Origin of the sequence: Rhizobium sp. NPDC090279 (assembly GCF_044769665.1) — a bacterium.
Taxonomy (GTDB): Bacteria; Pseudomonadota; Alphaproteobacteria; order Rhizobiales; family Rhizobiaceae; genus Rhizobium.
The window spans coordinates 854242-877422 of the sequence record NZ_JBIVYI010000001.1; the positions used below are offsets into that span (position 1 = coordinate 854242).

General features: G+C 59.8%; 21 protein-coding genes. 4 read left to right on the plus strand and 17 right to left on the minus strand.

Annotated features, from left to right (window positions below):
• Window positions 1–2 precede the first annotated feature (2 nt).
• Together ACIQWP_RS03890 and ACIQWP_RS03895 are read right to left on the minus strand one after the other, a co-directional pair.
• Window positions 3–836 (minus strand): transporter substrate-binding domain-containing protein, encoded by an 834-nt coding sequence (locus ACIQWP_RS03890; protein ID WP_402782586.1) that lies wholly within the window; start codon window positions 834–836, stop codon window positions 3–5.
• A gap of 28 nt (window positions 837–864) precedes the next feature.
• Window positions 865–1329 (minus strand): Lrp/AsnC family transcriptional regulator, encoded by a 465-nt coding sequence (locus tag ACIQWP_RS03895; RefSeq protein ID WP_402782588.1) that lies wholly within the window; start codon window positions 1327–1329, stop codon window positions 865–867.
• Window positions 1330–1442: 113 nt separating this feature from the next.
• On the opposite strand from ACIQWP_RS03895, the gene ACIQWP_RS03900 reads away from it, so the two are divergent.
• Window positions 1443–2372 carry a LysR substrate-binding domain-containing protein gene (locus ACIQWP_RS03900; RefSeq protein ID WP_402782590.1) on the plus strand — a complete coding sequence of 310 codons (930 nt, stop codon included), beginning with the start codon at window positions 1443–1445 and terminating at the stop codon, window positions 2370–2372.
• On the opposite strand, the gene ACIQWP_RS03905 is transcribed toward ACIQWP_RS03900, so the two are convergent.
• The 5 genes from ACIQWP_RS03905 to ACIQWP_RS03925 all read right to left on the minus strand — a co-directional run bounded on the left by ACIQWP_RS03905 (window position 2363) and on the right by ACIQWP_RS03925 (window position 8654).
• The gene (locus tag ACIQWP_RS03905) at window positions 2363–4114 is read right to left on the minus strand and encodes a thiamine pyrophosphate-binding protein (RefSeq protein ID WP_402782592.1); all 1752 of its coding nucleotides are present in this window, start codon (window positions 4112–4114) and stop codon (window positions 2363–2365) included. The two genes, ACIQWP_RS03900 and ACIQWP_RS03905, sit on opposite strands and share 10 nt — an antisense overlap.
• A gap of 250 nt (window positions 4115–4364) precedes the next feature.
• Complete coding sequence (locus ACIQWP_RS03910; RefSeq protein ID WP_402782594.1) at window positions 4365–5126, minus strand: ABC transporter ATP-binding protein; 762 nt, start codon at window positions 5124–5126, stop codon at window positions 4365–4367.
• Window positions 5123–6163 carry a FecCD family ABC transporter permease gene (locus ACIQWP_RS03915; protein ID WP_402782596.1) on the minus strand — a complete coding sequence of 347 codons (1041 nt, stop codon included), beginning with the start codon at window positions 6161–6163 and terminating at the stop codon, window positions 5123–5125. The genes ACIQWP_RS03910 and ACIQWP_RS03915 overlap by 4 nt, the downstream gene beginning before the upstream one ends.
• The gene (locus ACIQWP_RS03920) at window positions 6160–7185 is read right to left on the minus strand and encodes an ABC transporter substrate-binding protein (protein WP_402782598.1); all 1026 of its coding nucleotides are present in this window, start codon (window positions 7183–7185) and stop codon (window positions 6160–6162) included. The genes ACIQWP_RS03915 and ACIQWP_RS03920 overlap by 4 nt, the downstream gene beginning before the upstream one ends.
• A gap of 143 nt (window positions 7186–7328) precedes the next feature.
• Window positions 7329–8654 (minus strand): NAD(P)/FAD-dependent oxidoreductase, encoded by a 1326-nt coding sequence (locus ACIQWP_RS03925; protein WP_402782600.1) that lies wholly within the window; start codon window positions 8652–8654, stop codon window positions 7329–7331.
• 233 nt (window positions 8655–8887) lie between these two features.
• On the opposite strand from ACIQWP_RS03925, the gene ACIQWP_RS03930 reads away from it, so the two are divergent.
• Complete coding sequence (locus ACIQWP_RS03930; RefSeq protein WP_402782602.1) at window positions 8888–9364, plus strand: Lrp/AsnC family transcriptional regulator; 477 nt, start codon at window positions 8888–8890, stop codon at window positions 9362–9364.
• Between the two features lie 25 nt (window positions 9365–9389).
• Here ACIQWP_RS03930 and ACIQWP_RS03935 read toward each other — a convergent pair whose 3' ends face one another.
• The 7 genes from ACIQWP_RS03935 to ACIQWP_RS03965 form a co-directional block, all read right to left on the minus strand.
• On the minus strand, window positions 9390–11045 hold the full coding sequence (locus tag ACIQWP_RS03935; RefSeq protein ID WP_402782605.1) for an ABC transporter ATP-binding protein: 1656 nt from the start codon (window positions 11043–11045) through the stop codon (window positions 9390–9392).
• Window positions 11046–11047: 2 nt separating this feature from the next.
• The gene (locus tag ACIQWP_RS03940; RefSeq protein WP_402782607.1) at window positions 11048–11899 is read right to left on the minus strand and encodes an ABC transporter permease; all 852 of its coding nucleotides are present in this window, start codon (window positions 11897–11899) and stop codon (window positions 11048–11050) included.
• Window positions 11896–12846, minus strand: a complete 951-nt coding sequence (locus ACIQWP_RS03945; protein ID WP_402782609.1) for an ABC transporter permease — start codon at window positions 12844–12846, stop codon at window positions 11896–11898. The genes ACIQWP_RS03940 and ACIQWP_RS03945 overlap by 4 nt, the downstream gene beginning before the upstream one ends.
• Window positions 12847–12937: 91 nt before the next feature.
• Window positions 12938–14548 carry an ABC transporter substrate-binding protein gene (locus tag ACIQWP_RS03950; RefSeq protein WP_402782611.1) on the minus strand — a complete coding sequence of 537 codons (1611 nt, stop codon included), beginning with the start codon at window positions 14546–14548 and terminating at the stop codon, window positions 12938–12940.
• Between the two features lie 64 nt (window positions 14549–14612).
• Window positions 14613–15335 (minus strand): HAD-IA family hydrolase, encoded by a 723-nt coding sequence (locus tag ACIQWP_RS03955; RefSeq protein ID WP_402782613.1) that lies wholly within the window; start codon window positions 15333–15335, stop codon window positions 14613–14615.
• Between the two features lie 238 nt (window positions 15336–15573).
• Window positions 15574–16947: an aspartate aminotransferase family protein gene (locus ACIQWP_RS03960; protein ID WP_402782615.1), complete on the minus strand. Its 1374-nt coding sequence runs from the start codon at window positions 16945–16947 to the stop codon at window positions 15574–15576.
• A gap of 13 nt (window positions 16948–16960) precedes the next feature.
• Window positions 16961–17800 carry a GNAT family N-acetyltransferase gene (locus ACIQWP_RS03965; protein ID WP_402782617.1) on the minus strand — a complete coding sequence of 280 codons (840 nt, stop codon included), beginning with the start codon at window positions 17798–17800 and terminating at the stop codon, window positions 16961–16963.
• 321 nt (window positions 17801–18121) lie between these two features.
• On the opposite strand from ACIQWP_RS03965, the gene ACIQWP_RS03970 reads away from it, so the two are divergent.
• Entirely contained in the window at window positions 18122–18790 is a 669-nt protein-coding gene (locus tag ACIQWP_RS03970; RefSeq protein WP_402782619.1) for a haloacid dehalogenase type II, read from the plus strand.
• A 15-nt stretch (window positions 18791–18805) separates the two neighbouring features.
• On the plus strand, window positions 18806–20080 hold the full coding sequence (locus tag ACIQWP_RS03975) for an NAD(P)/FAD-dependent oxidoreductase (protein ID WP_402782621.1): 1275 nt from the start codon (window positions 18806–18808) through the stop codon (window positions 20078–20080).
• Window positions 20081–20110: 30 nt separating this feature from the next.
• Here ACIQWP_RS03975 and ACIQWP_RS03980 read toward each other — a convergent pair whose 3' ends face one another.
• From ACIQWP_RS03980 to ACIQWP_RS03990, 3 genes are all read right to left on the minus strand, one after another.
• Window positions 20111–20458 (minus strand): hypothetical protein, encoded by a 348-nt coding sequence (locus ACIQWP_RS03980; protein WP_402782623.1) that lies wholly within the window; start codon window positions 20456–20458, stop codon window positions 20111–20113.
• Window positions 20459–20653: 195 nt separating this feature from the next.
• On the minus strand, window positions 20654–22111 hold the full coding sequence (locus ACIQWP_RS03985) for an NAD-dependent succinate-semialdehyde dehydrogenase (protein ID WP_402782625.1): 1458 nt from the start codon (window positions 22109–22111) through the stop codon (window positions 20654–20656).
• A gap of 14 nt (window positions 22112–22125) precedes the next feature.
• Window positions 22126–23169 carry a tartrate dehydrogenase gene (locus tag ACIQWP_RS03990; protein ID WP_402782627.1) on the minus strand — a complete coding sequence of 348 codons (1044 nt, stop codon included), beginning with the start codon at window positions 23167–23169 and terminating at the stop codon, window positions 22126–22128.
• Between the last annotated feature and the right edge of the window lie 12 nt (window positions 23170–23181).

Below are 23181 nucleotides of genomic sequence, written 5' to 3' on the forward strand. Positions count from 1 at the left end.
CGTCAGAAGGTCAGATTTGCGGGCAGCGCAGCCTTGTCGACGCCGACAAGCGCGAGGCTGTCGACGATCCAGCTTGAGACCTTGCCTTGCCCGCGACGCTCGGCAAGCCAGGTATCGACGTAATCGCGGAACTCGCCATTTGGATCGCGGCGCACGCCGATCGTCGTCGGCTGGCTTGCGTGTGGCTCTGGAATGATGAGCTTGACGTTTGGCGACAGGTGCTTGGTCGTCACGACCGCGAGGAGGGCGACCTGGATGATGGCGTCGGCGCGGCCCGACTGAAGCGCCAGAATGGTTTCATCCGCAGACTTGAGTGCAACCAGTGTACAGTTCGGCAAGGTCTTGCGCGCGAAGCCGTCCTGCGTCGAGCCGAGGTCGACCGCCACTCGCATCTCTGGCTTGTTCATTTCTTCCCATTTCGTCACCTCAAGGCCCTTGCGCGCAACGAGTGTGAAGGTGTTGTCCATCAATGCCTTGGTGAAGTCGACAACCTTGGCGCGCTCCGGGTTGTTGCTGAGCCCAAACATCATGTCGATCTTGTTGCTTTGGAGGTCAATCACCGCATTGCCCCAGGTCGTTTCGACCAGTTCCAGCTTGACGCCGAGATATTGCGCGAAGTCGCGGCCCATCGCCACGCAGAAGCCTTCCCATTCTCCGGTTGCCAGGTTCTTGTGATAGTAGGGTTCCGTACCCGCAAACACGCCGATCCGCAGCGTCCCCCGCGCCCGGATGGCTTCAAGCGTCGGGCCTTCGGTTGCTGCGAGAGGCACGGAGGGTGAAAGCAGTGCGGCAGCACCTGCCAGAAGCATTGCCTTTCCGAAATCGCGTCTGTTCATGGTTATATCCCAGTTGATTGGTCGTTCCCTATTGCGCCTTGCGGGCGATCAATGCGTTTTCGCGATTGATTTTGTTGGAAAGCACGACCGAGTAGGTCACGCTTTCGATTTCTTCGATACGGGCCAGCTCATCGATAAGCGCCTCTAGATCCTCTAGAAGATGGACGTTCACACGGCAGAGGATATTTGCCGGACCGCTGATCGCGTCGGCGGTCAGAACTTCGGGATATTGGCGCAGCGCTGCAAACAGCCTCTGTGTGGCGCGCAAGGCAGTCGTGATGAAGAGATAGGCGGAAACGCTCTGATCGGCGCTCTGACGGCCGACGATGGCGCGATAGCCGAGAATGACGCCGCGGCGTTCCAGCCGCTCGATGCGCTCCTGGACGCTCGATCGCGCAAGCCCGACCCGCCGGGCCAGTTCGCTGGCGGGGGCGCGGGCGTTTTCCTCCAGAAGTCTGAGCAGATTGCGGTCGATGCTGTCGCCGTAGTCCATTGCGTTCCCACTTTCTTTTGAAGGGAGCTTGCGGCCAAACCTTCCCAAAGAAAAGCATTGAAAAATAGGTTCTTCATGACTTTTAATCATGCTCTTCAGATGGGAGTTTCTCGATGCGTCGCTTTCTACCGTCCCTCAGCGCACTTCATGCATTCGATGCATCCGTGCGTCACCTAAGCTTTACCCGGGCGGCAGAGGATATGGGGATCACGCAGAGCGGGATCAGCCGCCAAATAAAAAATCTCGAGGGCTTTCTGGGCCTTACCCTGTTTGAGCGCGCCGGTCCGAAATTAATCCTGACGGCGGAAGGGGCGCGATACTACGAGGAGATCGAGAGGCTGCTCGACAAGCTGGAGGACGTCTCCATCGATGCGGTAAGAGGCCGAAAAGCGCAAAGCATGCTGAAGATCGGCTTTCCGCCGACCTTGATGCGGCGCTGGGGCGCGGCGATGTTGACCGCTTTCGCAAGCGCCCATCCGCAAACATGGTTTGAAGTCTATCCGTGCCAGCATGATCTCGACTTTGCAACGTCAGAACTGGATCTTGCATTCCTGCGCGGCACGGGCAATTGGAGCGGAGCGCGCAGCCAGCTTCTTTTTCATGAGGAGTTGATGGTGGTTGGCGCGCCGAGGCTGCTGCCACCCCAAGGCCTGGTGAATGACGAGGCGCTGCTGGATTTTCCCTTGATCCAGAATTCCAGCCGCCCAAGTCTGTGGCTGCATTGGCTGAGGGGCGCAGGCGTGCATTACAAAAGCCGCATCTACGGTCCGCGGCTGCCGAATTTCGACATCATCGTCGAATGCGCCATAAATGGCATGGGTCTGGCGGTTGTTCCGGAGCTGCATGTGCGCGACGAACTGGCGAGCGGAACGCTGAAGCCCGCCCTCAACAGGCTCCAGACCTCAGGAGAAGGGTTTTATCTCTGCTTCCCGCAGGCGCGGATGAGTTCGGCCAATGTGCGCGTCTTTCGTGATTGGTTCGCAACCGAGTTCGTGCGCCGGAGACAGTTTTTGCCGCCGGCGCATCCTCTCGGTCAAAGGTAGGTCTTCTCCGCCGGGCGCAGGTCGAGCGGATCTTCCCCCCGTTTCAACAGCCAGGAGTAAACCGGCGGTACGCGATCGGCGATGGACTCGACATGGATATCGATGAGACATGGCCCACTTTCATGGGCAAAGGCCGCAGCCAATGCTCCATCGAGTTCCAAAGCGGTCTTTGCTGTCCAAGCCTTCAGGCCATAGGCTTCCGCGATTGCCTGCCCGCGTGGCGCCAGGAAATCCACGCCAAAGCACTGATTGTGTCCTTTCAGCCGGTGAAGACCCTTGATCCAGCCGAATGTTCCGTTGTTGAAGAGCAGAAGGATCGCTGGCACCTGCAGGCGCACCAGCGTCTCCAATTCTCCGACCGTCATGCCGAAAGATCCATCGCCGAAAAGGCCGATCGGCCGTTTGGACGGATCGGCCCGCCAGGCCCCGACGGTTGCGGGAAGCGCCGAACCGAGGCCGCCGAAGGCGCGTGGGATGGCAAAGCGCGTTTCGCGGTCGTTGATTTTGAAAAAGCGCGTCATGTAGGGCGTCGGAGTACCCGCGTCGGAGTAAATCAGCGCCGGCTTGCCAGAGGATTGAAGAGCTTGGTTGAAGGCGCGAACGACTCGTTCCGGTCGCAATGGAACCCGTTCGTCCGAAAGCGCCTCTTCTGCATGTTCCCAGAAGAGTGTCCGACGCCGGTTCAGTTCGTCGACCCAAGGCTGGTGTCGGGCGGGCTCGATACCATCTTCCAGTTCCAGCAGTTGCCTGAGCACCAGCAGTGCATCGCCCTGGATGGACAGCAGGTTTTCGTAGTTGTTGGCCATGATCTCCGGCGAGATATCGATTTGAGCCAGTCGCCTGTTGAGGGTAATCCGCGGAAAGGTCCAGCCGATAGTGACGACCGAGCCGATGCGTGAGCCCACGAACAAGGTGAAGTCGGAATGCTCAAGCGCCCAGTTGGCATGGGGGTGATACCCGTTGTCGCCGATCACGCCGATTGCCAGACGATGGTCGTCATCGATAGCACCCTGACCGGTCATCGTCGTGCACATCGGCACGTTGAATTTTTCGGCAAGGCGGGTGATCTCGTCACCTGCGCGGGCACGGTTTACCCCGCCCCCAGCGACGAGCAATGGCCGCTCCGCCTTGGCAAGGAGGGCGAGCAGTTCCTCGAGTTTTTCACGGGGCGGAAGCGTTGGATAGGCAGGGAAGGTGCGGCATTCCTCCTCGACATGCAAGGATATCCGAGCAAGGTCGACCTCGGCGAGCAGCATGTCTTCGGGAATCTGCAGATGGACGGCACCGGGCTTGCCGGAACAGGCAACGCGGAAAGCGCGGCGGATGATTTCAGGCAGCTTCTCCGGGGATTTGACCTGCACAGACAGTTTTGTGACTGGTTCGAACAGCTTTGCGCAGTCGAGCTCCGTCAGGACGCCGCGTCCTTCGCCGGGGAGCGGAATGTCGATGGTAAGCAGGATCACCGGCACCGACGACCCGTTCGCTTCCGCCACCGGCGGCAGGGAATACATCGCGCCCGCGCCCGACGGGCATTCGAACACACCCGGCTTGTTGGTGAAGCGTCCATAGGCATCGGCCATGAAGCCGGCGGAGCGCTCATCGCGTGCCATCACATGGCGAATGCTATCCTCGCGGTGCTGAAGCGCCTCGTAGAGCGGAACGTTCGTGTCCCCGGGGACGCCAAAGATCGTGTCGACCCCGTATCCAATAAGCATTTCAACCAGAATATCGGCACCACGCATCCGTTTCTCCCGTCTTTCACTGCCATGAACAGAATAAGGAAGGAGAGATTTGCCCGGGACCGGCAGATCGACGGAAAAAGGTTTGTCAGGCCGTCAATTTGCCGGTCTTGACCTCCGCGCTAGGACTGCGCCATGAGAGGGCGGCGCAAGTTGGCCACGTCGCTATCGGTCATGCCCGCCCAGGTCACGATCGCCGAAAGCTGATGCAGACCCCCTTCCTTCCTCTTGCGTGTACTCGCACCGGGGCGATTTAACGCATGAAATGAATATGTGGGCGAGCATGGTGCGAAGACGTTTCGACCCTTGCCTCGACGGCAAATACGTTTCTCAGCAGATCTTCGGTCAATACGGCTTCCGGGGTGCCGGAAGCGACGATCCTGCCGTGCTGCATGATGATCAACTCGTCGCAGAACATGGCGGCATGGTTGAGATCGTGAAGAGCGATGATGCTGGTGAGCGGCAGGCCGGCAACCAGCCGCATCAGGCCGATCTGATGCTGGATATCGAGGTGGTTGGTCGGCTCGTCGAGGATCAGTTCTGTCGGCGATTGTGCCAAGGCTCGCGCGATGTGGGTGCGTTGCCTTTCGCCACCCGACAAGCTCTGCCATCGATCATTGCGTTTCGCCCTCATACCGGTGCGTTCGAGGGCGTCTTCGACTGCTGCGTCGTCAGCCGCCATCCAGCCGGAAAATATCGATCGATGCGGGAACCGACCGAGCTTTACGACATCGATGACCTTGAGATTGGCATTGGTGGTGCTGTGCTGCTCGACGAAGGCGACGCGCCTTGCGATCGAACGACGGGGCATGCGCTGAAGATCCTTCTGTTCGAGCGTGATGCGACCGGAGTTCGGCCGTTTCAATCCGGCAAGCAGGCGCAGGAGCGAGGTCTTGCCGGAGCCGTTCGGCCCGAGCAGGCCGAGCATCTTGCCTGCAGGCGCCTCGAACGAGACCCCGTCGAGTACGGTTTTTGCGCCGATTTTCCAGATGACGTTGTCGGCCTTGATGCTCATGATGCGCGCTGGAACCGGTAGAGAATGATCGAGAAGAACGGAACGCCAACCAGCGCCGTGACCACGCCGATCGGCAGCACCTGCTGGGGGATGAGGACACGCGAGGCGATATCCGCCAGCACCATGAAGATCGCTCCGACGATGGCACACGCCGGCAGCAGCCGGATATGAAGTGGCCCGACAAAGAAGCGCGCCGCGTGTGGCACGACGAGGCCGACAAAACCGATCGAGCCGACCATGCTCACGATCGTCGCCGTCATCATCGCGGTCAATGCGAAGAGCCCGATCCGGGCTCGTCCGACATTGACACCGAGAGACGAGGCGGCCTCGTCGCCAAAGGCAAACGCATCCAGCACGCGCGCATAGAGCAGGCAGACAGCGAGCCCGAAGCCGACAATGGTCGCCACCAGCATGAATTCCGGCCAGCGGACGCCGCCGAAACTGCCGAGCAGCCAGAACATCACATCCCGCGCCTGCTGTGCGTTTCCTGATGTTGTTACGATATAGGATGTCGCTGCGTTGAAAAGCTGGGAGGCGGCAACGCCGGCAAGGATGGTGCGATCGGCACCGCCTCGCGTGCCGTTTGAAAGCAGGGCGACGAAGAGAAAGGCCGCGAATGCGCCGGCAAAGGCGCCAGCCGAAAGGGAAACTGCGCCGGCGCCGATATTGAGTATGACGACGGCAACCGCGCCGGTCGACGCACCCGCCGAAATGCCGAGCACATAGGGTTCGGCAAGAGGGTTGCGAAGGAGCGACTGCATGATCGCTCCTGAGAGCGCCAATCCAGCACCGCAGAAAGCAGCCACCAATGCCCGGCTGAGGCGATAGTCCCAGATCACCGTTTCGTGGATGCGATTGAGTTCTATACCCGTCCACCCCAGCCTGTTGGTAATGGCGTAGAAGGTCGTTGAAAGCGGGATCGGCAGGTCGCCGATACCGACGCTGATACCGATGGTCAGGCCGATCGCGGCAAGAGAGGCGAAAAGCAGCAGGCCGATGATGACCAGCTGCTTCAGGGTTCGGTATGTGCCGATCACTTCAAGAGACCAAGCGCCTTGAGTTGCTGGGCGACCTGTTCGGCGCCATAGATCGTCCGGATGGTCGGGTTCATGGCCTGGCCGTCCATGACGACGATCGCCTTGTTCTTGACCGCGGCTAACTGGCTGACGGCGGGATCGGTGGTGAGAAACTTGATCTTGGCTTCCGGCTTGTCGAGTTCCCAGCGATTGCGGTCAAGGCTGGCGACGACGATGACATCCGGGTTGGCCGCGATGATGCTTTCCCAGCCGAGCGTCGGCCACTCGGCTTCCGCCGTAATCGCATTGTGCCCGCCAAGCAGATCGGCGATGAAGCCGGATGCACTGTTCTTGCCGCCGAGATAGGCGTCGGAAGAGGGCGACTGGCTGGAAAACCAAAAGACATAAGAGAGCTGCTTGCCATCCTTGGACACCGCGGAGCGCAGCGCGGCTTCACGGGCCTTGAAATCGGCAATCAAGGCCTGCCCGCGATCGGGCACATCGAAGATCTGCGAGAGTTCGTTGATCTCCTTGTAGAGGAGGTCCATGTTCCAGAGCTCTCCGCGGCTGCCATACTGGTCCTTGACCACGGCGGTGCTGAGGCAAGTGCTCGGCGACAGATAGGTCGGGATGCCGAGCTTTTCGAAATCCTCCCGCTTGGCGACCTTGCTGCTCGGTCCCATCAGGCTCGGCAGGGCGGCAGCGACAAAGTCGGGGTTTTCCGAAAGAATCGATTCAAAAGTCGGGAATTCGACGGTCAGAAGCTTGACCTTGGCATTTGCCTCGGCGAGCTCAGGCAGAACCTTGCTCGGCCAAAAGGCGGTGCCGGCCATCTTGTTCTCAAGGCCGAGCAGAAGAAGAATCTCGGCGCTATTCTGTCCGAGCCCGATTGCGTGCTCCGGAGCCTTCTGGAACGTGACCTTGGCTCCGCAGTTATCGATAGTCAGGGGATAGCTGGTCGAAGCGGCGGAGGCTGCCGTTGCGGCAAAGCTCAGTGCTGCGCAAAGGGTTGAGATGGTCAAAACTGATTTCAATATGGTCACGAGAAATATCCTGATGGTTTGCAGTCAGACGAAATCGGACGAAAATGCCCGCGCCGGTATTGCCCTGCAAGTCGACAGAAAACAAGAGTATATTTCTCATATTTTTACAGCGGCCCATGAGCCCACGCGCTCGGTCCTCGCCTTCAGAAGTCTGCAACCTTGCCCCAGACGGAACTAGCGAAACGATTTGGATGATAGGGCAGGGGATCGACGATAGGCTTGGCTCCTGTGACGATATCCGCAATCAAGTGCCCCGCTCCGGGGCCGATGCCGAAACCGTGGCCGGAAAATCCAGCCGCAAGAATAAAGCCTGGCAGCGTAGCAATTTCGCCAATACCCGGAACGCCGTCCGGCGTGCTGTCGACATATCCGGCCCACGCGGCTGTGATTTCGGTCTTGCGCAGCTCCGGCAGCAGTTCCAGAGCCCGTGCGTGTGTCAATTCTATCGTAGCTTGGTCCGGTCTGGGATCGAGGACACGCATGTATTCCATCGGCGTCGGTCGATCGAGCCGCCAGCGTTTCAACGATTCATGGCCAGAGCGAAAGCCTTCGAGCCCGCCCGGCGAAAGGCTTTTCCGCCGTTTGAGAAACATCGGAATGAATTGTGACGCGAACCGCAACTGTTGCGGCGTTACGTCGACCCGGGCGCGGCCACTGATTGCAAGCGTGTAGCCGCCGTCGCCGCGGCGCGTGACCGATACGCCGCTGGTGTGCAAGGCATCCGGTAACTCTCCGGTGCCGGCGGAGACCGCCAGGATCGACGAACGAACCGAAGCCTGCGGAAAGCGGACCCCTAATTGCCGGCAGAAGGATGACGCCCAGGCTCCGCCCGCAAGGATTGCCGTATTCGTGCGGATCACACCCGTCTCGGTAACGACGCCGCTTACCTGGCCGCCTTGCGTTTCCAAGCCACGGGCGGCGCAGTTCTGATGAACGGTGCTACCGAGCTTCTTGATCGCGCGGGCGACGGCAGGCGCCGCATTGGCTGGATCGGCGACCCCATCGGTCGGCGAGAAGACGCCGCCTTTCCAAATGCGTCCTGTCGCCCTGCCGCGTTCGGTCGCCGCCGCAGTATCGAGCATATGGGTCGTAACACCCACCGTGCGGGCGAAATCATGCCAGCGCGCCCAGCCGGCGATCTCCTGCTCGTCATTGCTGAGATAGAATAGCCCGCAACGGCGGAAGCCGGCATTCTCTCCACTTTCGGCCGCGAACTTTTCCCAGAGATCGAGGCTCTTCGTCGCGATCGGCAGTTCCCGGCCATCGCGGTTCTGCTGTCGGCACCATCCCCAATTACGGCTGGATTGTTCCGCGCCGATCAGTCCTTTCTCGACGAGAGCGACACGCAAGCCTGATCTTGCCAAATAGTAAGCAGCGAAAACGCCGACGATACCGCCGCCGATAATCACTGCGTCGGCGGACTTCGGCAACTCCGTCGAGCTTTCGATGAGGCAAAGCGGTGCAGGCATGCGCGATCTCCAGATTCTACCCAAATCTAATAGATTGCTCGGCCAAACGTTGCTGGAGATTGCCGAAGCGCCGAATTTTATGCCGAGAATAACCTGTCATATAAACTATTGTGCTGAAAAGCAGATTTGTCTTTCGGGTGGACATGGTCGAGCGATATGCTAGGCTTTATCATGCTTGAACACAGCATTTTGTGCCGCGCTCGTGGCGCCCCTCTCAACGGCGGACCTCTCTTATGAAACTGGATCGGATCGACATCAAAATCCTCTACGAGCTTCAGAAAAACGGCCGCATCACCAATGTCGAGCTGGCCGAGCTGGTGGCCCTCTCACCGAGCCCATGCCTCATGCGCGTCAAGCGGCTGCAGGCGGAAGGATATATCGAAGGTTACTCGGCCCAGATCAATCTTGCCAAGCTCGGCCAGACGCTGACCGTCTTCACCGAAATCACCCTGAAGAACCACAGACAGATCGATTTTGCCCGCTTTCTGAATGTGGTCGAGAAAATCGACCAGGTGATCGAGTGCCATCTCGTGTCGGGCGGCTATGACTATCTTATCAAATTTGTTACCGCCGGGATCGGCGAATACCAAACCATCATGGAACGGCTGACCGATATGGACATCGGGATCGACAAGTATTTCAGCTTCGTCGTTCTGAAGTCACCCATCGTCAAGGCGCACATGCCACTGACCAGCCTGTTTCCCTTGTGACCGATCCTGAAGCCAGGCCCATTGGCTAGCCGTGACCATATTCACGCTTAAGGTCTGGGTCCTGGACGAGATTGTCGAGCCACTTCGGATCGAGCTTTGGAACGGAACCGAACAGCAATTGGGAATAGGGATGGCGAGGCGTATTTGCGGCTTCGCGCGTGATTTGTTCCACCTTTTTACCGCCATACATCACGACGATCTCATCGCAGATCGCTTCGACAACCGATAGATCATGGCTGATGAAGATGTAGGACAGATGCAGCTCGCGCTGCAATTCCTTGAGCAGATCGATGATCGCTGCTGCAACGACAGTGTCCAGGGCGGAGGTGATTTCATCGCAAATGATCAGGCGCGGTTCGGCTGCAAGCGCACGGGCAAAATTCACGCGCTGCTTCTGCCCGCCGGATAATTCCGACGGATAGCGATAGCGCAGCGCGCGCGGCAATCTGACCATATCAAGCAATTCGTCGACCCGGGCCGCGCGAGCCTTGCGATCCATCCCATGGTAGAAAGCCAATGGCCGCTCGAGAATATCGCCGATGGACTTCGCCGGGTTGAGCGCGGTATCGGCATACTGAAAGACGATCTGCATCTCGCGCAATTGATCGCGCGTGCGTGATTTTGCGGCCCGATTGATCTCGCTGCCACCGAAACCAATGGTGCCTGATACGGCCGGCAATATGCCGGCAATCGCCCGAGCCAGCGTCGATTTTCCGCATCCGGATTCACCGATGATGCCGAGATTTCGGCCTTTCTCCACCTCCAGACTCACGGATTGAACCGCACAGACTGCCGGCAGTCCGTTGGACTGGAGATCGCCATAGCCGGCAACCAGGCTGTCGATCTTCAACACAGATGCAATCGCTCCACCCGTGTCGCTGTCACGGATGGCCTGCTTCGGCTCGAAGGCGGCCAACAACTCGCGCGTATAGGGATGGCTCGGCCGCGTCAGGATTGCTTCAGTCTTTGCCAGTTCCTGGATTTCGCCGCCCTTGAGCACCGCGATGCGATCGGCGATCTGCGCCACGACCGCCAGGTCATGCGATACATAGACACCGGCAATATCGCCGGCACGGATGACGGATTTGAATGCCTTCAGCACATCGATCTGCGTCGTCACGTCGAGCGCCGTGGTTGGTTCGTCAAAGATGACCAGCTTGGGTTCGCCGATCAGAGCCATGGCCGCCGCCAGCCGCTGCAACTGGCCGCCGGAGACCTGATGCGGATATCGTTCGCCGATTGTTTCCGGACTTGGCAGCGACAGCGCCCGGAAGAGCTCGACCGCGCGAGCGCGCGCTTTTTCGGGCGGCATCAGCCGGTGAATGCGGGTGACTTCTATCACCTGCTCCATGATCTTGGTGGCGGGATTGAAGGCCGCCGCTGCGCTTTGCGGGATATAGGCGACCGTCGTGCCGCGGACTTTCGCCCGTTCGCTTTCGGAGAGCGCGGCCATATCCTGCCCATCGACATAGATCTTGCCGCCGGAGATGCGACAGCCCTCGCGTGCATGTCCCATGAGCGTCAGCGCGATCGTCGTCTTGCCCGAGCCGCTTTCGCCGATGAGGGCGACAATTTCGCCCCTTGCGATGTCGAAGCTGACATCCCTGATGATCTCGATGACGCGGCCGGAGTCTGTTCTGGCCTCTACTTTCAGATTCCTGATTTCAACGAGGTTGGTCATCGTCATGCGCTCCTGTCCCTGATCCTGCGCGGCAGGTTGTCGATCAGCAGATTGACGCTGATGGTGAGGCTGGCGATGGCGAATGATGGCACGATCACCGCGGGTGCGGCGAAGGGCAGGCCGCCGATATTTTCGCGGACCAGGGCTCCCCAGTCGGCATAGGGCGGCTGCAGCCCGAGGCCGAGAAAGGAAAGGCCCGATAGCAGGAGCACGACAAAGACGAAGCGCAAGCCGAAGTCCGCCAGAACCGGCCGGATAATGTTCGGCAGGATTTCAGAGGCTATAATATAGCCGACCCTCTCGCCGCGAGTGCGCGCAACGGTGATGAAATCCATGGTGTTGATGTTCACGGCAAGCGCGCGGGCAAAACGGTAGGCGCCGGGTGTGTAGATGACGGCAAGAGTGAGGATCAACACGGGAATGGACGAGCCGACGGCGGCAACGACGACCAGGCCGAAAAGCTTGCTTGGGATCGAGTTGAGAGCGTCGAGAAACCGGCTCAAAATCGCGTCGAACCATCCGCCGATAACGGCAGCGATCATGCCGAGCGTCACGCCGCAAAAACAGCAAAGCGCGACCGCAGCCAATGAAATGCCGACCGTATAGCGCGCGCCCATCAGCACTCGCGAGAACATGTCACGGCCAAGATAGTCCGAACCCAGCCATAATTGGTGGCTGATTGGGCCGAAATAGTCGCTATCGACGATTTCGCCGACAGAATAGGGAACAATATAGGGTGCTGACAGGGCGATGATCGTCCAGCCGAGGATGATGGCAAATGCCACGATGCCAATGGGGCTGACGTTGTAGCCAAGCATGGAGGGGGTACGGTGAGCCAAACTTTTCATGGTCATCGCAGCCTCGGGTTTGACAGGATGGCAACGATGTCGGCCGTGGTGATCAGCAAGAGATAAGCAACGCAGAAAATCATCGCACAGCTTTGGATGAGCGGCAGATCACGGGTCGCGACGGCGTCCACCATCAGCTTGGCGATACCTGGATAATTGAAGATGGTCTCGACGATAATCACGCCACCGACGAGATAGGAGAGCGAAAGCGCGATCGCATTGACGATGGGACCGAGCGCATTCGGCAATGCGTGCTTGAACACCATGCGACTGCGCGAGGCCCCCTTGAGCAAAGCCATTTCCACATAGGGTGTCTTCAGCGTCTCGATCAGTGCCGCCCTCGTCATCCGGATCATCTGGGCCGAGATCACGAAGGTAAGCGTGATGACCGGCATGGCGTAGATCTTGAGGATGTCGAAGAATGTGTGCGCTTCGTTGATGGAGGAAAGTGCAGGCAGCCAGCGCAGATAAACGGCGAACAATAGCACCGCAAACGTCGCCACCATGAACTCAGGCACCGAGATCACTCCGATCGAAATGATCGTGACAAGCCGGTCGTAGTAGGAGCCGCGAAGCATCGCCGAGGTAATGCCAAGCAGCAGCGCGAGCGGCACCGAAACGACCGTCGTTATGGCGGCAAGCTCAAGCGTCGCCAGCAGGCGACGACCGATCAGCTGCGCAACCGGCATGTTATTCGCATAGGAAATGCCAAGGTCGCCCTTTGCCAGGCCGAAAAGCCATCCCACAAACCGTAGGATTGCTGGCTCATCGAGATGCATGGCCTTGCGCAAGCCCGCGACCGCCTCGGGCGTGGCCGCCTGACCCAGCAGGATGGAGGCGGTGTCGCCCGGCAGCATGCTGGTGGCGAAGAAGACGGCGAAAGACACGATCAGCAAGGTGATGATCGCGATAAAGAGCCGGTTCAGGACAAGTAGGGGAACCTCAGATCTCAAACGAAGCGCTCCTGCGGCGTTCTATGAAACGAAATAGCATGTGCGGACACAAGCCCCGAGGCGGCGCGGGCCGTCCCCGGGGCAGTCGCCGTCAGGCTTGCAGCCAGAGATACTCCGCCATCGCATAACCCATCATGCCACCGAGAGGATTTGCCTCCAAACCATTTACCTTGCTCGAGAGAGCATCCACATTCGAGATGTAGGCCGGAATGATGGTGCCAGCCTCTTCGGCAATCATCGTCTGCATTTCGCCGTAGATCTGCTTGCGCTTGGCCTGATCCAGCAAGCCGCGCGCTTCGACAAGCATCCCGTCGAATTTCTCGGACTTGTACTGGCTCTCGTTCCACGGCGCATTCGAGGCATAGAGGAGCGAGAACAGGATGTCAGGCGTCGGGCGCGGATTGATGTTGCCGAAATGGATGGGCGCCTTCAGCCAATAATTGTCCCAATAGCCATCAGAAGGAACACGCTGGACATCGAGCTTCATGCCGATATCGGCGCCGGCGGCCTGAATGATCATCGCCATGTCGATCGAGGCGGTCGCCGCGTCGGAGGCGATCACCGGGATCGACTGCCCGAGCACGCCGGCTTTCTGGAAATGGAACTTGGCCTTGTCGGGATCGAAGGCTTTCGGTTTCAGATCGCTGTTGTGGTAGATATTGGCTGGGGAGACAGGCTGGTCGTTGGCAACCTCTCCAAGGCCTCGCAGTGCGGATTTGACGATCTGCTCGCGATTGACCAGAGACTTCATCCCGTCGACGAAATCCTTCTTGTTGCCCGGGGTCATGTCTAGACGCATGTTGAGGTTGGTATAATTGCCGCTGGTCGTCTTCGACAGCGTAAAGCCCGATTGGCCATCGATCAGCTTCATCGCACGCGGGTTGATCGCTGCTGCAAAATGAATGTCGCCCGAAAGCAGGGCATTCACACGCGCATTGTCATCGCTGATGGCAAAGAATTCGAAGGAGTCGAGATAGGGCTGGCCCGACTTCCAGTAGTTCTTGTTCTTCACGACGACCGAGCGGTTGCCTGGATCGAAGGTTTCGAGAACGAAGGCTCCGGTGCCGTTGCCCTTTGAGAAGTCGGTCGTTCCGTTGGCGACGATCATGAAATGATGCAGGGCAAGGATCGTCGGCAGGTCGGCATTCGGATCGGCCAGGGAAATCTCGATGGTCGACTTGTCGACTGCCTTGAAGCTGGTCATCTGCGCGGCGATCTTGGCGACTTTCGATCCCACACCCGGATCGAGATGGCGCTTCAGCGAGAAGACGACGTCGTCTGCCGTCAGGTCCTTGCCGTCATGGAACGTCACGCCCTTGCGCAGCTTGACCGTCCATGTCTTGGCGTCCTTGCTCTCGATGCTCTCGGCAAGCTCCATTTGCGTCACGCCGGCCTTATCGATGAAGGTCAGGCGGTTGTAGAGCGAGCAGCAGCGTACATAGTCCGTGGATAGCGAGGCTTTTGCGGGGTCGAGGGTATCGGCGGTCGAGGACGACCAGCCGGCTGCCTTGAGGGCACCGCCCGAGACGGGTGTCGCTGCCACGGCCTGCGTAGCGCGGCCGAGAACGATACCTGCCGCCGATGTCGCAATGCCTCCAGCCAGCATCAGCTTCAGTAGATCGCGCCGCGTTGCTCCGCGTCGGATCGCATTCTCCACCATTGCCTCGTCGGCATTGGTCCAGTTTACAATTCTGTCGGTCATGTCATTCCCCTTTTTTGTTGATTGGATGGGTGCCCGTCTTTTTCGCGAGCTTTCCCGGGTCGCATTAATGTGTGTTCGGCAGCGCTTCCTTGACGGCCGAGGCGAATGCCGCCATCGACGGGAAATGATAGTCGGGCTTGGTGAAGCTATCGGGCTCTATCGTTCCACCGTAGCCGTCTTGGGCGTGACGGCGCTCGATCCAGCAGTTGGTCAGGCCGAGTTTTCGCGAAATGCCGATATCGTGATACTGGCTCTGCGCGACATGCAGAATGTCGTCCTTGCTCGCCCCTTTGGTGGCGACGAATTCGAAGACCTGTTCGAAGAAGGCCGGATCGGGCTTTTCAGTACCGGTGTCGTCGGCCGTAAAGGCCGCAAAGAACGGCGATCCCAGTCTCTTTTCAAAGTGGTCCAGCGCCCAACGGCGAGCATTTGTCATGGCGACAAGGCGATGAGTCTTGGCAAGCTCGGCAAGAGCCTCGGCACTGTCGTCGAACGCCTTCCAGCTTGCCACGGAATCGCGCAGCCGCAGCGCATATCGCTCCTCCGCCGGAAGCCCGAGGGCGGGTGCAATGACCATGTAGACCCGCGCGAGGTCGTCCGGAAAGAGATCCGCGTCCTCGCTGTAGCGCGCCTGGCGATAGAGCCTCAATGCTTCTTCGCCGTCGATGGAGGTGCCGGCTTCCGCTGCAATCTCCGCAAGGGAAGCCTTTATGCCGCCCTCGAAGTCGATAAGCGTGCCAACGACGTCGAAGGTGAGGTATTTGAAGTCGTGAAAGTCTCTGGCCAAGTCATGCTCTCCTTCATACTTTGCTCGGTCAAGGATCGCCGGCAGCATAAAATTTTGGCCCCAGGGCGGAATTTTTCCCGTCAAGACCGCGGAAAAGCCGGTTTTCAGCCGTCCTAGGAAGCAGTTTGGCAGCTCCTGAACGGCGGAGTCTCCGAATTGATGGTATGTCGCGGCACAAAATTCCGAATTTCCGCGTTCGACCAACATTTCGCCAATGCAATGGGAGGCGTTTGCCACCTCAACGCATGGCCTCCCGCACGTCGGGGTCCTCCAATGTCTGGTCGAGGGTCTTCAAGGTGCATTCCAGGATCGTGTCGATATCATCGTCCGTGCAGCATAGCGGCGGCGCATAGCCAAGGACGCCCTGTGTGAAGGCGCGGATCACGAGGCCGTTGTCCCACGCGCGGTCAAAGATCCTGCGTGCGGGCATGGCGGCGCTCGGCAATGGCGTCTTCTTGTCCTTGTCGACCACGAGTTCCACCGCAGCCAGCATTCCCCGGCCGCGGACATCCCCGACCAGTGGATGATCGCGCAGGCCTTCCAGGCCGCTCATCAGTCGGGCACCTGCCTTGATGCCGTTGTCCAGCAGTCCGTTTTCATAGAGCTTCAGCACTTCCAGACCGACCGCCGCGCTGACGGGGTGAGCCGAGTAGGTGTAGCCATGGCCCACCGCAGCATCTCCCGCGGCATCGGCGATGACATCGTAGACGCGATCCGACATGAAGACTGCGCCCATCGGCACGTAGCCGGAGGTCAGACCCTTGGCGGTCGTCATGAAATCCGGGACGATGTCGTCATGCGAGCAGGCAAACAGCGGTCCCGTCCGCCCGAAGCCCGTTATCACCTCATCGGCGATGAAGAGAATATCGTATTGGCTGCAAAGGTCGCGGATCGCCTTCATCCAACCCATCGGTGGTACGATGACGCCGCCCGAACCCTGGATCGGCTCGGCATAGAATGCCGCCACCCGCTCGGGGCCGATCGCCTCGATCTTCGATTTGAGATCGAGGACGGATGCTGCAATGATCGCATCCGCGTCGCTGCCGACAGGGTTGCGATACGGATAGGGCGAGGGAATCTTGTGCTGCCAGTCAAACGGCACGCCAAAGCCGGCATGGAAACCGGGTAGCGCCGTCAACCCGGCCCCCACGGTCGAGGAACCGTGATAACCCTGTTCGATCGAGATGAACTGATCGCGTTCAGGTCTGCCCTTGGCATGCCAGTAATAGCGCACGAAACGCACAGTGCTGTCGACGGCGTCAGATCCACCGAGCGTGAAATAGACATGGTTGAGATCGCCTGGTGCGCGGTCGGCAAGTTCGGCGGCCAGCCGAATGGCCGCTTCGCAGCCGAGATCGAAATAGCCGGTCGCATAGGGCAGTTCGCGCATCTGGCGAGCTGCCGCCTCGACGATGCTTTCATGCCCGTAGCCGGCGTTCACGCACCAGAGCCCAGCAAATCCATCGACCAGCTGGTGGCCAGATGCATCGGTGACGGTTGCGCCCTTGGCGGATCTCAATACCCGCACGCCGAGCTTTTCGTGTCCGCGATAGGATGAAACCGGATGGATGAGGTGCGCGCGATCGAGTTCGATCAGCGAGTTGGCGAGCATGATGTTCTCCAGATTATCCGAAAGCCTGATTGGCCAATGCAAATATCCTTGCGTCCTGGCTGACCATCGCTTCGCCAGTCTGCCGTCGCATGGCGATGCCGCCGCCGACATGGTCGAGGCCGATCTGCGCCAGCCAGCCGGTCAGTCCCGAGGCTTCATTCGTATCGACGCGCAGGAAAGAACTCGACTTGCGAAGGGCAAGCGCTGATATCAGCGACTTCGCATCCGCGGCACTCGATGCCACCACGGGTCCGATCAGATCGCCGCGACCAAAGGCGCGCAGCGCTCCATAGGATTCGACGCGACCATTGCGCCGAACGACCGCCACCTGTGCCACGGCCGAAAGCACATCGAGGAGCGTGCCGCGATCGGCACCAAAGGCCGCGCGATCAAGCGCCTTGATTGCGGGAAAATCACCAGCGGCTGCAGCCTCTACCTCTCCGAGCGGGACAAGATCGCCGAGATGTCCCTGATGCTGAAATATCTCCCCCTCGGCGACGAAGCCGAGCTTGCGATAGAGCGGCAGGCCGTCGGTCGTCGCGATGAGCCTCAGGGGGCGACCGCCGGCAAGCGCCATCGCCTCGTCCATGAGCTTGCGGCCAAGGCCGCGGCCGCGCATCGCTTCATCGACGATCACCATATTGATCGTCGCGCAATCCTCGCCATAGGGAGTCATCAGGATCGTGCCCACGACGCTGCCCGCCTCGTCGACCGCTGCGATGCCGCGGCTTAAGCGCTGACCCATGTGCCAGTCCTCGGCACGATGGGGCCATTTGGCTTGGCGCGACAGCGCCAGGGCGCCGTCGACATGCTCCGATGTGAAGCTGACCAGGTTTATGTCGTCGGTTCGCATGAGGCATCCTTTCCTTGTCTCAAGTCTCGGTGATGCGCGCGGGGCAGATCAACTGAAGGCGTGCTTTGTCGTGATATCTTTCGCCGTAGGGAATGCGATTGGCCGCATCTTATGCTGTCGATGCCTTATCCATGGCTCGCCAATGGCCCAAGAAACGGTGTCGCGTTGCCTTGCAGCTGCAACACTCTGCCAAACGACGCTGTGCATACGGAACAATATGCTTTGCGGAGACGCCAATTCGATCACGCCCGCCGCAGGACTTCGGCCTATGATCGTCTGAGCGAAGATCGCAGATGCCCTTTAGATAGAGGACGAACGCACATGGCGCCTTTCCGGCCGAAATACATCACCTTCGACTGCTACGGCACGCTTATCAATTTTGAAATGGCCGAGGCGGCGCGCGATATTTATGGATCGCAGCTCGACGAAGCGAGGATGCAGCAGTTCACCAGAAACTTCGCCGCCTACCGGCTGGACGAGATCCTCGGCGACTGGAAGCCCTACGCCGCCGTCGTTCACAATTCCATCGAGCGGACCTGCCGCGCCAATGGCGTTCGATTTCGCGCTGAGGATGCCAACGCGATCTACGAACGCGTGCCCGGCTGGGGGCCACATGCGGATGTACCGGCCGGGCTGGCCAAGGTCGCCAAGGAGATCCCGTTGGTAATCCTGTCCAATGCGATGAACAGCCAGATCATGTCCAATGTGGAGAAGCTCGGTGCGCCGTTCCATGCGGTCTATACCGCCGAGCAGGCCAATGCCTACAAGCCGCGCTTCAAGGCGTTCGAATACATGTTCGATATGCTTGGTTGCGGGCCCGAGGATATTCTGCATTGCTCCTCCTCCTTCCGCTATGACCTGATGTCGGCACATGATCTCGGCGTCAAGAACAAGGTCTGGGTCAACCGCGGCCATGAGCCTGCCAATCCCTATTACGGATATATCGAGATATCGGACATCTCCGGACTGCCTGCCGTCGTCGGGCTTTGAGGGAAGGTGTAGCCGATGAAATTCGTCTCCTACTGGCATGATACGTCACCAGCCTTTGCGGGGGGACGGCAAGGTCCGCTCGAAGGGCATTTCGATGCCTGTATCATAGGAGGCGGTTTCACCGGGCTTTCCGCAGCCCGGCAATTGGCAAAGGCGGGCGCCAGGGTGGTTGTCCTAGAAGCCGAGCGTGTCGGCTGGGGCGCGTCGGGCCGCAATGGCGGTCATCTGAACAACGGGCTTGCGCACAGCTATCCGGCGGCCAAGGCCGGACTCGGCAAGGACAGGGCTGTCGCGCTGTATCGGGCGATCGATGCTTCCATCGATACGATCGAAGCTCTCATTGCGGAAGAAGGGATCGACTGCGACTTTCGTCGTGCGGGTAAGCTGAAGCTGGCGTCGAAACCACAGCACTTCGGTTCGATCGCCCGTAATTTCGAAGCTGTTCACGCCGAGGTCGATCCGGACACCGCATTGCTCTCGCCCAGCGACCTCAAAACCGAAGTCGGCTCCCCCTTTCATGGGGCGATGCTTTTCAAGAAGAGTGCGATGATGCATATGGGCCGGTATGCGGCAGGTCTCGCCGATGCAGCTGTCCGCCACGGCGCGGTGATCTACGAGGCCGCGCCTGTCACGAGCCGGACCCAGGAAGAGGGCCGACATCGGCTGGTGACCCCGCGCGGCGAGATCACCGCGGACAACGTGCTGGTGGCGACCGGCGCCTATACGACGCCGAATTTCGGCTATTTCCGCCGGCGGATCATCTCGGTCGGCAGCTTTCTGATCGCGACCCGGCCGCTGACGGCGGACGAGGTTGCTTCGGTCATGCCCGGAAACCGCACTTGCGTCACCTCGATGAATATCGGCAACTATTTTCGCTTGTCGCCAGACAACCGGCTGCTCTTCGGTGGACGGGCGCGATTTTCTGCTACCTCCGATCACCGTTCCGATGCCAAGAGCGGCGCAATCCTGAAGGCAGGCTTGGCCGAGATATTCCCGCAGCTTGCCCGCGTCGACGTGGATTATTGCTGGGGTGGCCTGGTTGACATGACCAAGGACCGCTATCCGCGCGCCGGCTATCATGACGGCGCCTGGTATGCGATGGGTTATTCCGGCCACGGCGCGCAACTGTCGACGCATCTCGGCATGATCATGGCCGATGCCATGCTCGGCCGCGAGGATCGCAATCCCATGAAGGATGTCGACTGGCCGGCTGTGCCTGGTCATTTCGGCAAACCGTGGTTCCTGCCGTTCGTGGGCTTTTACTACAAGATGCTGGACAAGTTTCAGTGACGATAATCGTCGGACTCTGGTGGGACTGATCTATCCGTCGTTAAGGGCGGAGTCCCGGCCGCCGACAAGCCCGGTCGAAACCACGGTCTCGAAATACTCGACCTTCAAATCGAAGGAGTGCAAAAGTTTCTGCGTGCTCGGCTTCACCACCGCATCGTCAAAGTCGCCTTTGCCGAAATGGCCGGCAGAGATCATGTCGGCCCAAAAGCTCATGACCACCAGCTCATTGTTTTCGCCTCGCACTTTGCGGGCGAGGGTCGCGCCAAGGTGGCCGGGCAGTTGCGCCATTTCGACAAAAGTTGTCGTTTCAAGATGCCTTGCGTAAGCGGCCAGCACCTCGTCTGAGCCGGCGACGGCTCGCCAAGAACGAATGATCATGTCCACTCCATATCCGCCCGACGCGTGCTGATGGATTTCATTGGCGGGCCCCGGTCATGATCTATGCATCACTTTCATTGTCTCGCAACCGCAATTGCTTGCGCAGGGTCGAGCCGTTTGCGGGATGGCAAGAAGCCAGAGCCGGTATTCGATACCATGGGCCTCGTGATCGTCAGGGCGGGTATGCCATCAGATCTAGGCGAGCCCGCCCATGTGAAAGCTCTTCATTTCGAGATATTCCTCGATACCGGCCTGCGCACCCTCGCGGCCGATGCCGGATTGCTTGATGCCGCCGAAGGGCGCGACCTCCATCGAAACTGACCCCGTATTGAGCCCTACCATGCCGAATTCCAGAGCTTCGCCGACGCGCCAGGCGCGCTTGAGATTGTCGGTGTAGAAATAGGAGGCCAATCCAAAGGGCGTGCCGTTGGCGATCGCAATCGCCTCCTCCTCGGTCTCGAAACGGAAGAGCGGGGCGACCGGTCCGAAGGTCTCTTCGCCGGCAAGCTCCATGTCCGTCGTCGCGCCGGTCAGGATGATGGGAGCGGTATATTGCCCGCCGTCGGGCAGTTGGCGGGCCGCCGTGATAATCGTAGCACCCTTGGTCAAGGCGTCGCGGACATGCCGGTCGATCTTCTCGATGGCCGCTCGGTTAATCATTGGGCCGATCGACACGCCTGCCTCGGTGCCCGGCCCGACCTTCATGGCATCGACCTTTGCCTTCAACTTGGCCGCAAAGGCGTCGTAGACTCCCGATTGCACGAGAAGCCGGTTGGCGCAGACGCAGGTCTGGCCGCCATTGCGGAATTTGGAGGCAAGTGCGCCTTCGACGGCCAGGTCGAGATCGGCGTCGTTAAAGACGATGAAGGGTGCATTGCCGCCGAGCTCGAGGCTTAGCCGCTTGATGTTGTCCGCGGCGCCGCGCATCAAAAGCGCGCCCACCCTGGTCGAGCCGGTGAAGGAGATCTTGCGCACGGTTTCGTTGCGCATGATCTCATCGCCGATATCGGCCGGCATACCGGTGACGATATTGATGACGCCGGCCGGAATACCCGCGCGTTCGGCGAGAAATCCGAGTGCGAGAGCGGAGTAGGGGGTGAATTCAGAAGGCTTGATGACGACGGTACAGCCTGCCGCGAGAGCCGGCGCGACCTTGCGCGTAATCATGGCATTGGGAAAATTCCAGGGCGTGATGATGCCGCAGACACCCACCGGCTCCTTGAGCACGATGATGCGGCGATCGGGCGTGGGGGAGGGAATCGTATGGCCGTTGATGCGGCGCGCTTCTTCGGCGAACCATTTGACGAAGGACGCGCCATAGCGGATTTCTCCGCGCGCCTCGTCGAGTGGTTTACCCTGTTCCGTCGTCAGGATGAGGGCAAGATCATCGACGTTTTCAAGCATGAGATCGTGCCAGGCCTCCAGGAGGGCCGCGCGTTCCGCATTGGTCTTGCGCTTCCAGCTCCGCTGCGCGTGCTCGGCGGCGGTGATCGCAAGGCGGGTTTCCGCGGAACCCATATCGGGCACGGTGCCGATGGCTGCCTGTTTGGCCGGGTCGTGAACATCCACTGTAGCGCCCGACGCCGCGCCGAGCCAGCGACCGTCAATCAATCCCTTGTCGCGGAAAAGCTGCTTGTCCTTCAAATTCAACATGAGGTCCTCTGCGGTCATGAAAGCGCGGCAATGACGCCGGCGGTGATGGTTTCCGTGCGGTCTCTGCCCTGGATGGTGCCGATGCCGAGCGCTGTCGCACTTTCCATGGCTGCGATGACGCGGCTTGCCGCATCCCTCTCGCCCAGATGATCGAGCATCATCGCCCCGGACCAGATGGCGGCCATCGGATTGGCGATGCCGAGCCCTGCAATATCCGGAGCCGAACCGTGAACCGGTTCGAACATCGAGGGCGCGCTGCGTTGCGGATTGATGTTGGCCGAAGCCGCAAATCCGAGCCCGCCCTGAATGGCGGCGCCAAGATCGGTCAGGATATCGCCGAACAGGTTGGAGGCGACGACGACATCGAGGCTTTCCGGCGCCATCACCATGCGAGCTGCCATGGCGTCTATGTGATAGCTCGATACTTCGACATCGGGATATTCGGCCGAAAGCCTGGCGGTGATCTCGTCCCAGAACACCATGGAATATTTCTGGGCGTTGGACTTGGTGACGGAGGCAAGCTTGCCGCGCCGGGCGCGGGCCTGCTCGAAGCCGAAGCGCAGGATGCGCTCGACGCCAGTGCGGGTAAAGATCGATGTCTCCACCGCCACTTCATCGGCCGTACCCTGATGGACGCGGCCACCGGCGCCCGAATACTCTCCCTCGGTGTTTTCACGGATGCAGAGAATATCGAATTTTTGCGCTCGCAACGGGCCCTGCACGCCCGGCAGCAGCCTGTGCGGCCGGATATTGGCATATTGCACGAAGGCCTTACGGATCGGCAGCAGCAAACCATGAAGCGATACTGCATCGGGCACTTCGGCCGGCCAGCCGACGGCACCCAGTAGGATGGCATTGAACGGTCTCAGGATCTCGATCCCATCTTCGGGCATCATCCGCCCCGTCTCCTTGTAGAACCGGCACGACCAGGGGAATTCGGTGCCGTTCAATGCGAAGCCGCAGGTTTTTGCGGCGACCTGCAGCACCGACCAGGCGGCATCCGTCACGTCCCGGCCGATGCCGTCGCCGGGGATCAGGGCAATGGAGTAGGTCTTCATGGTTTTGGTCCC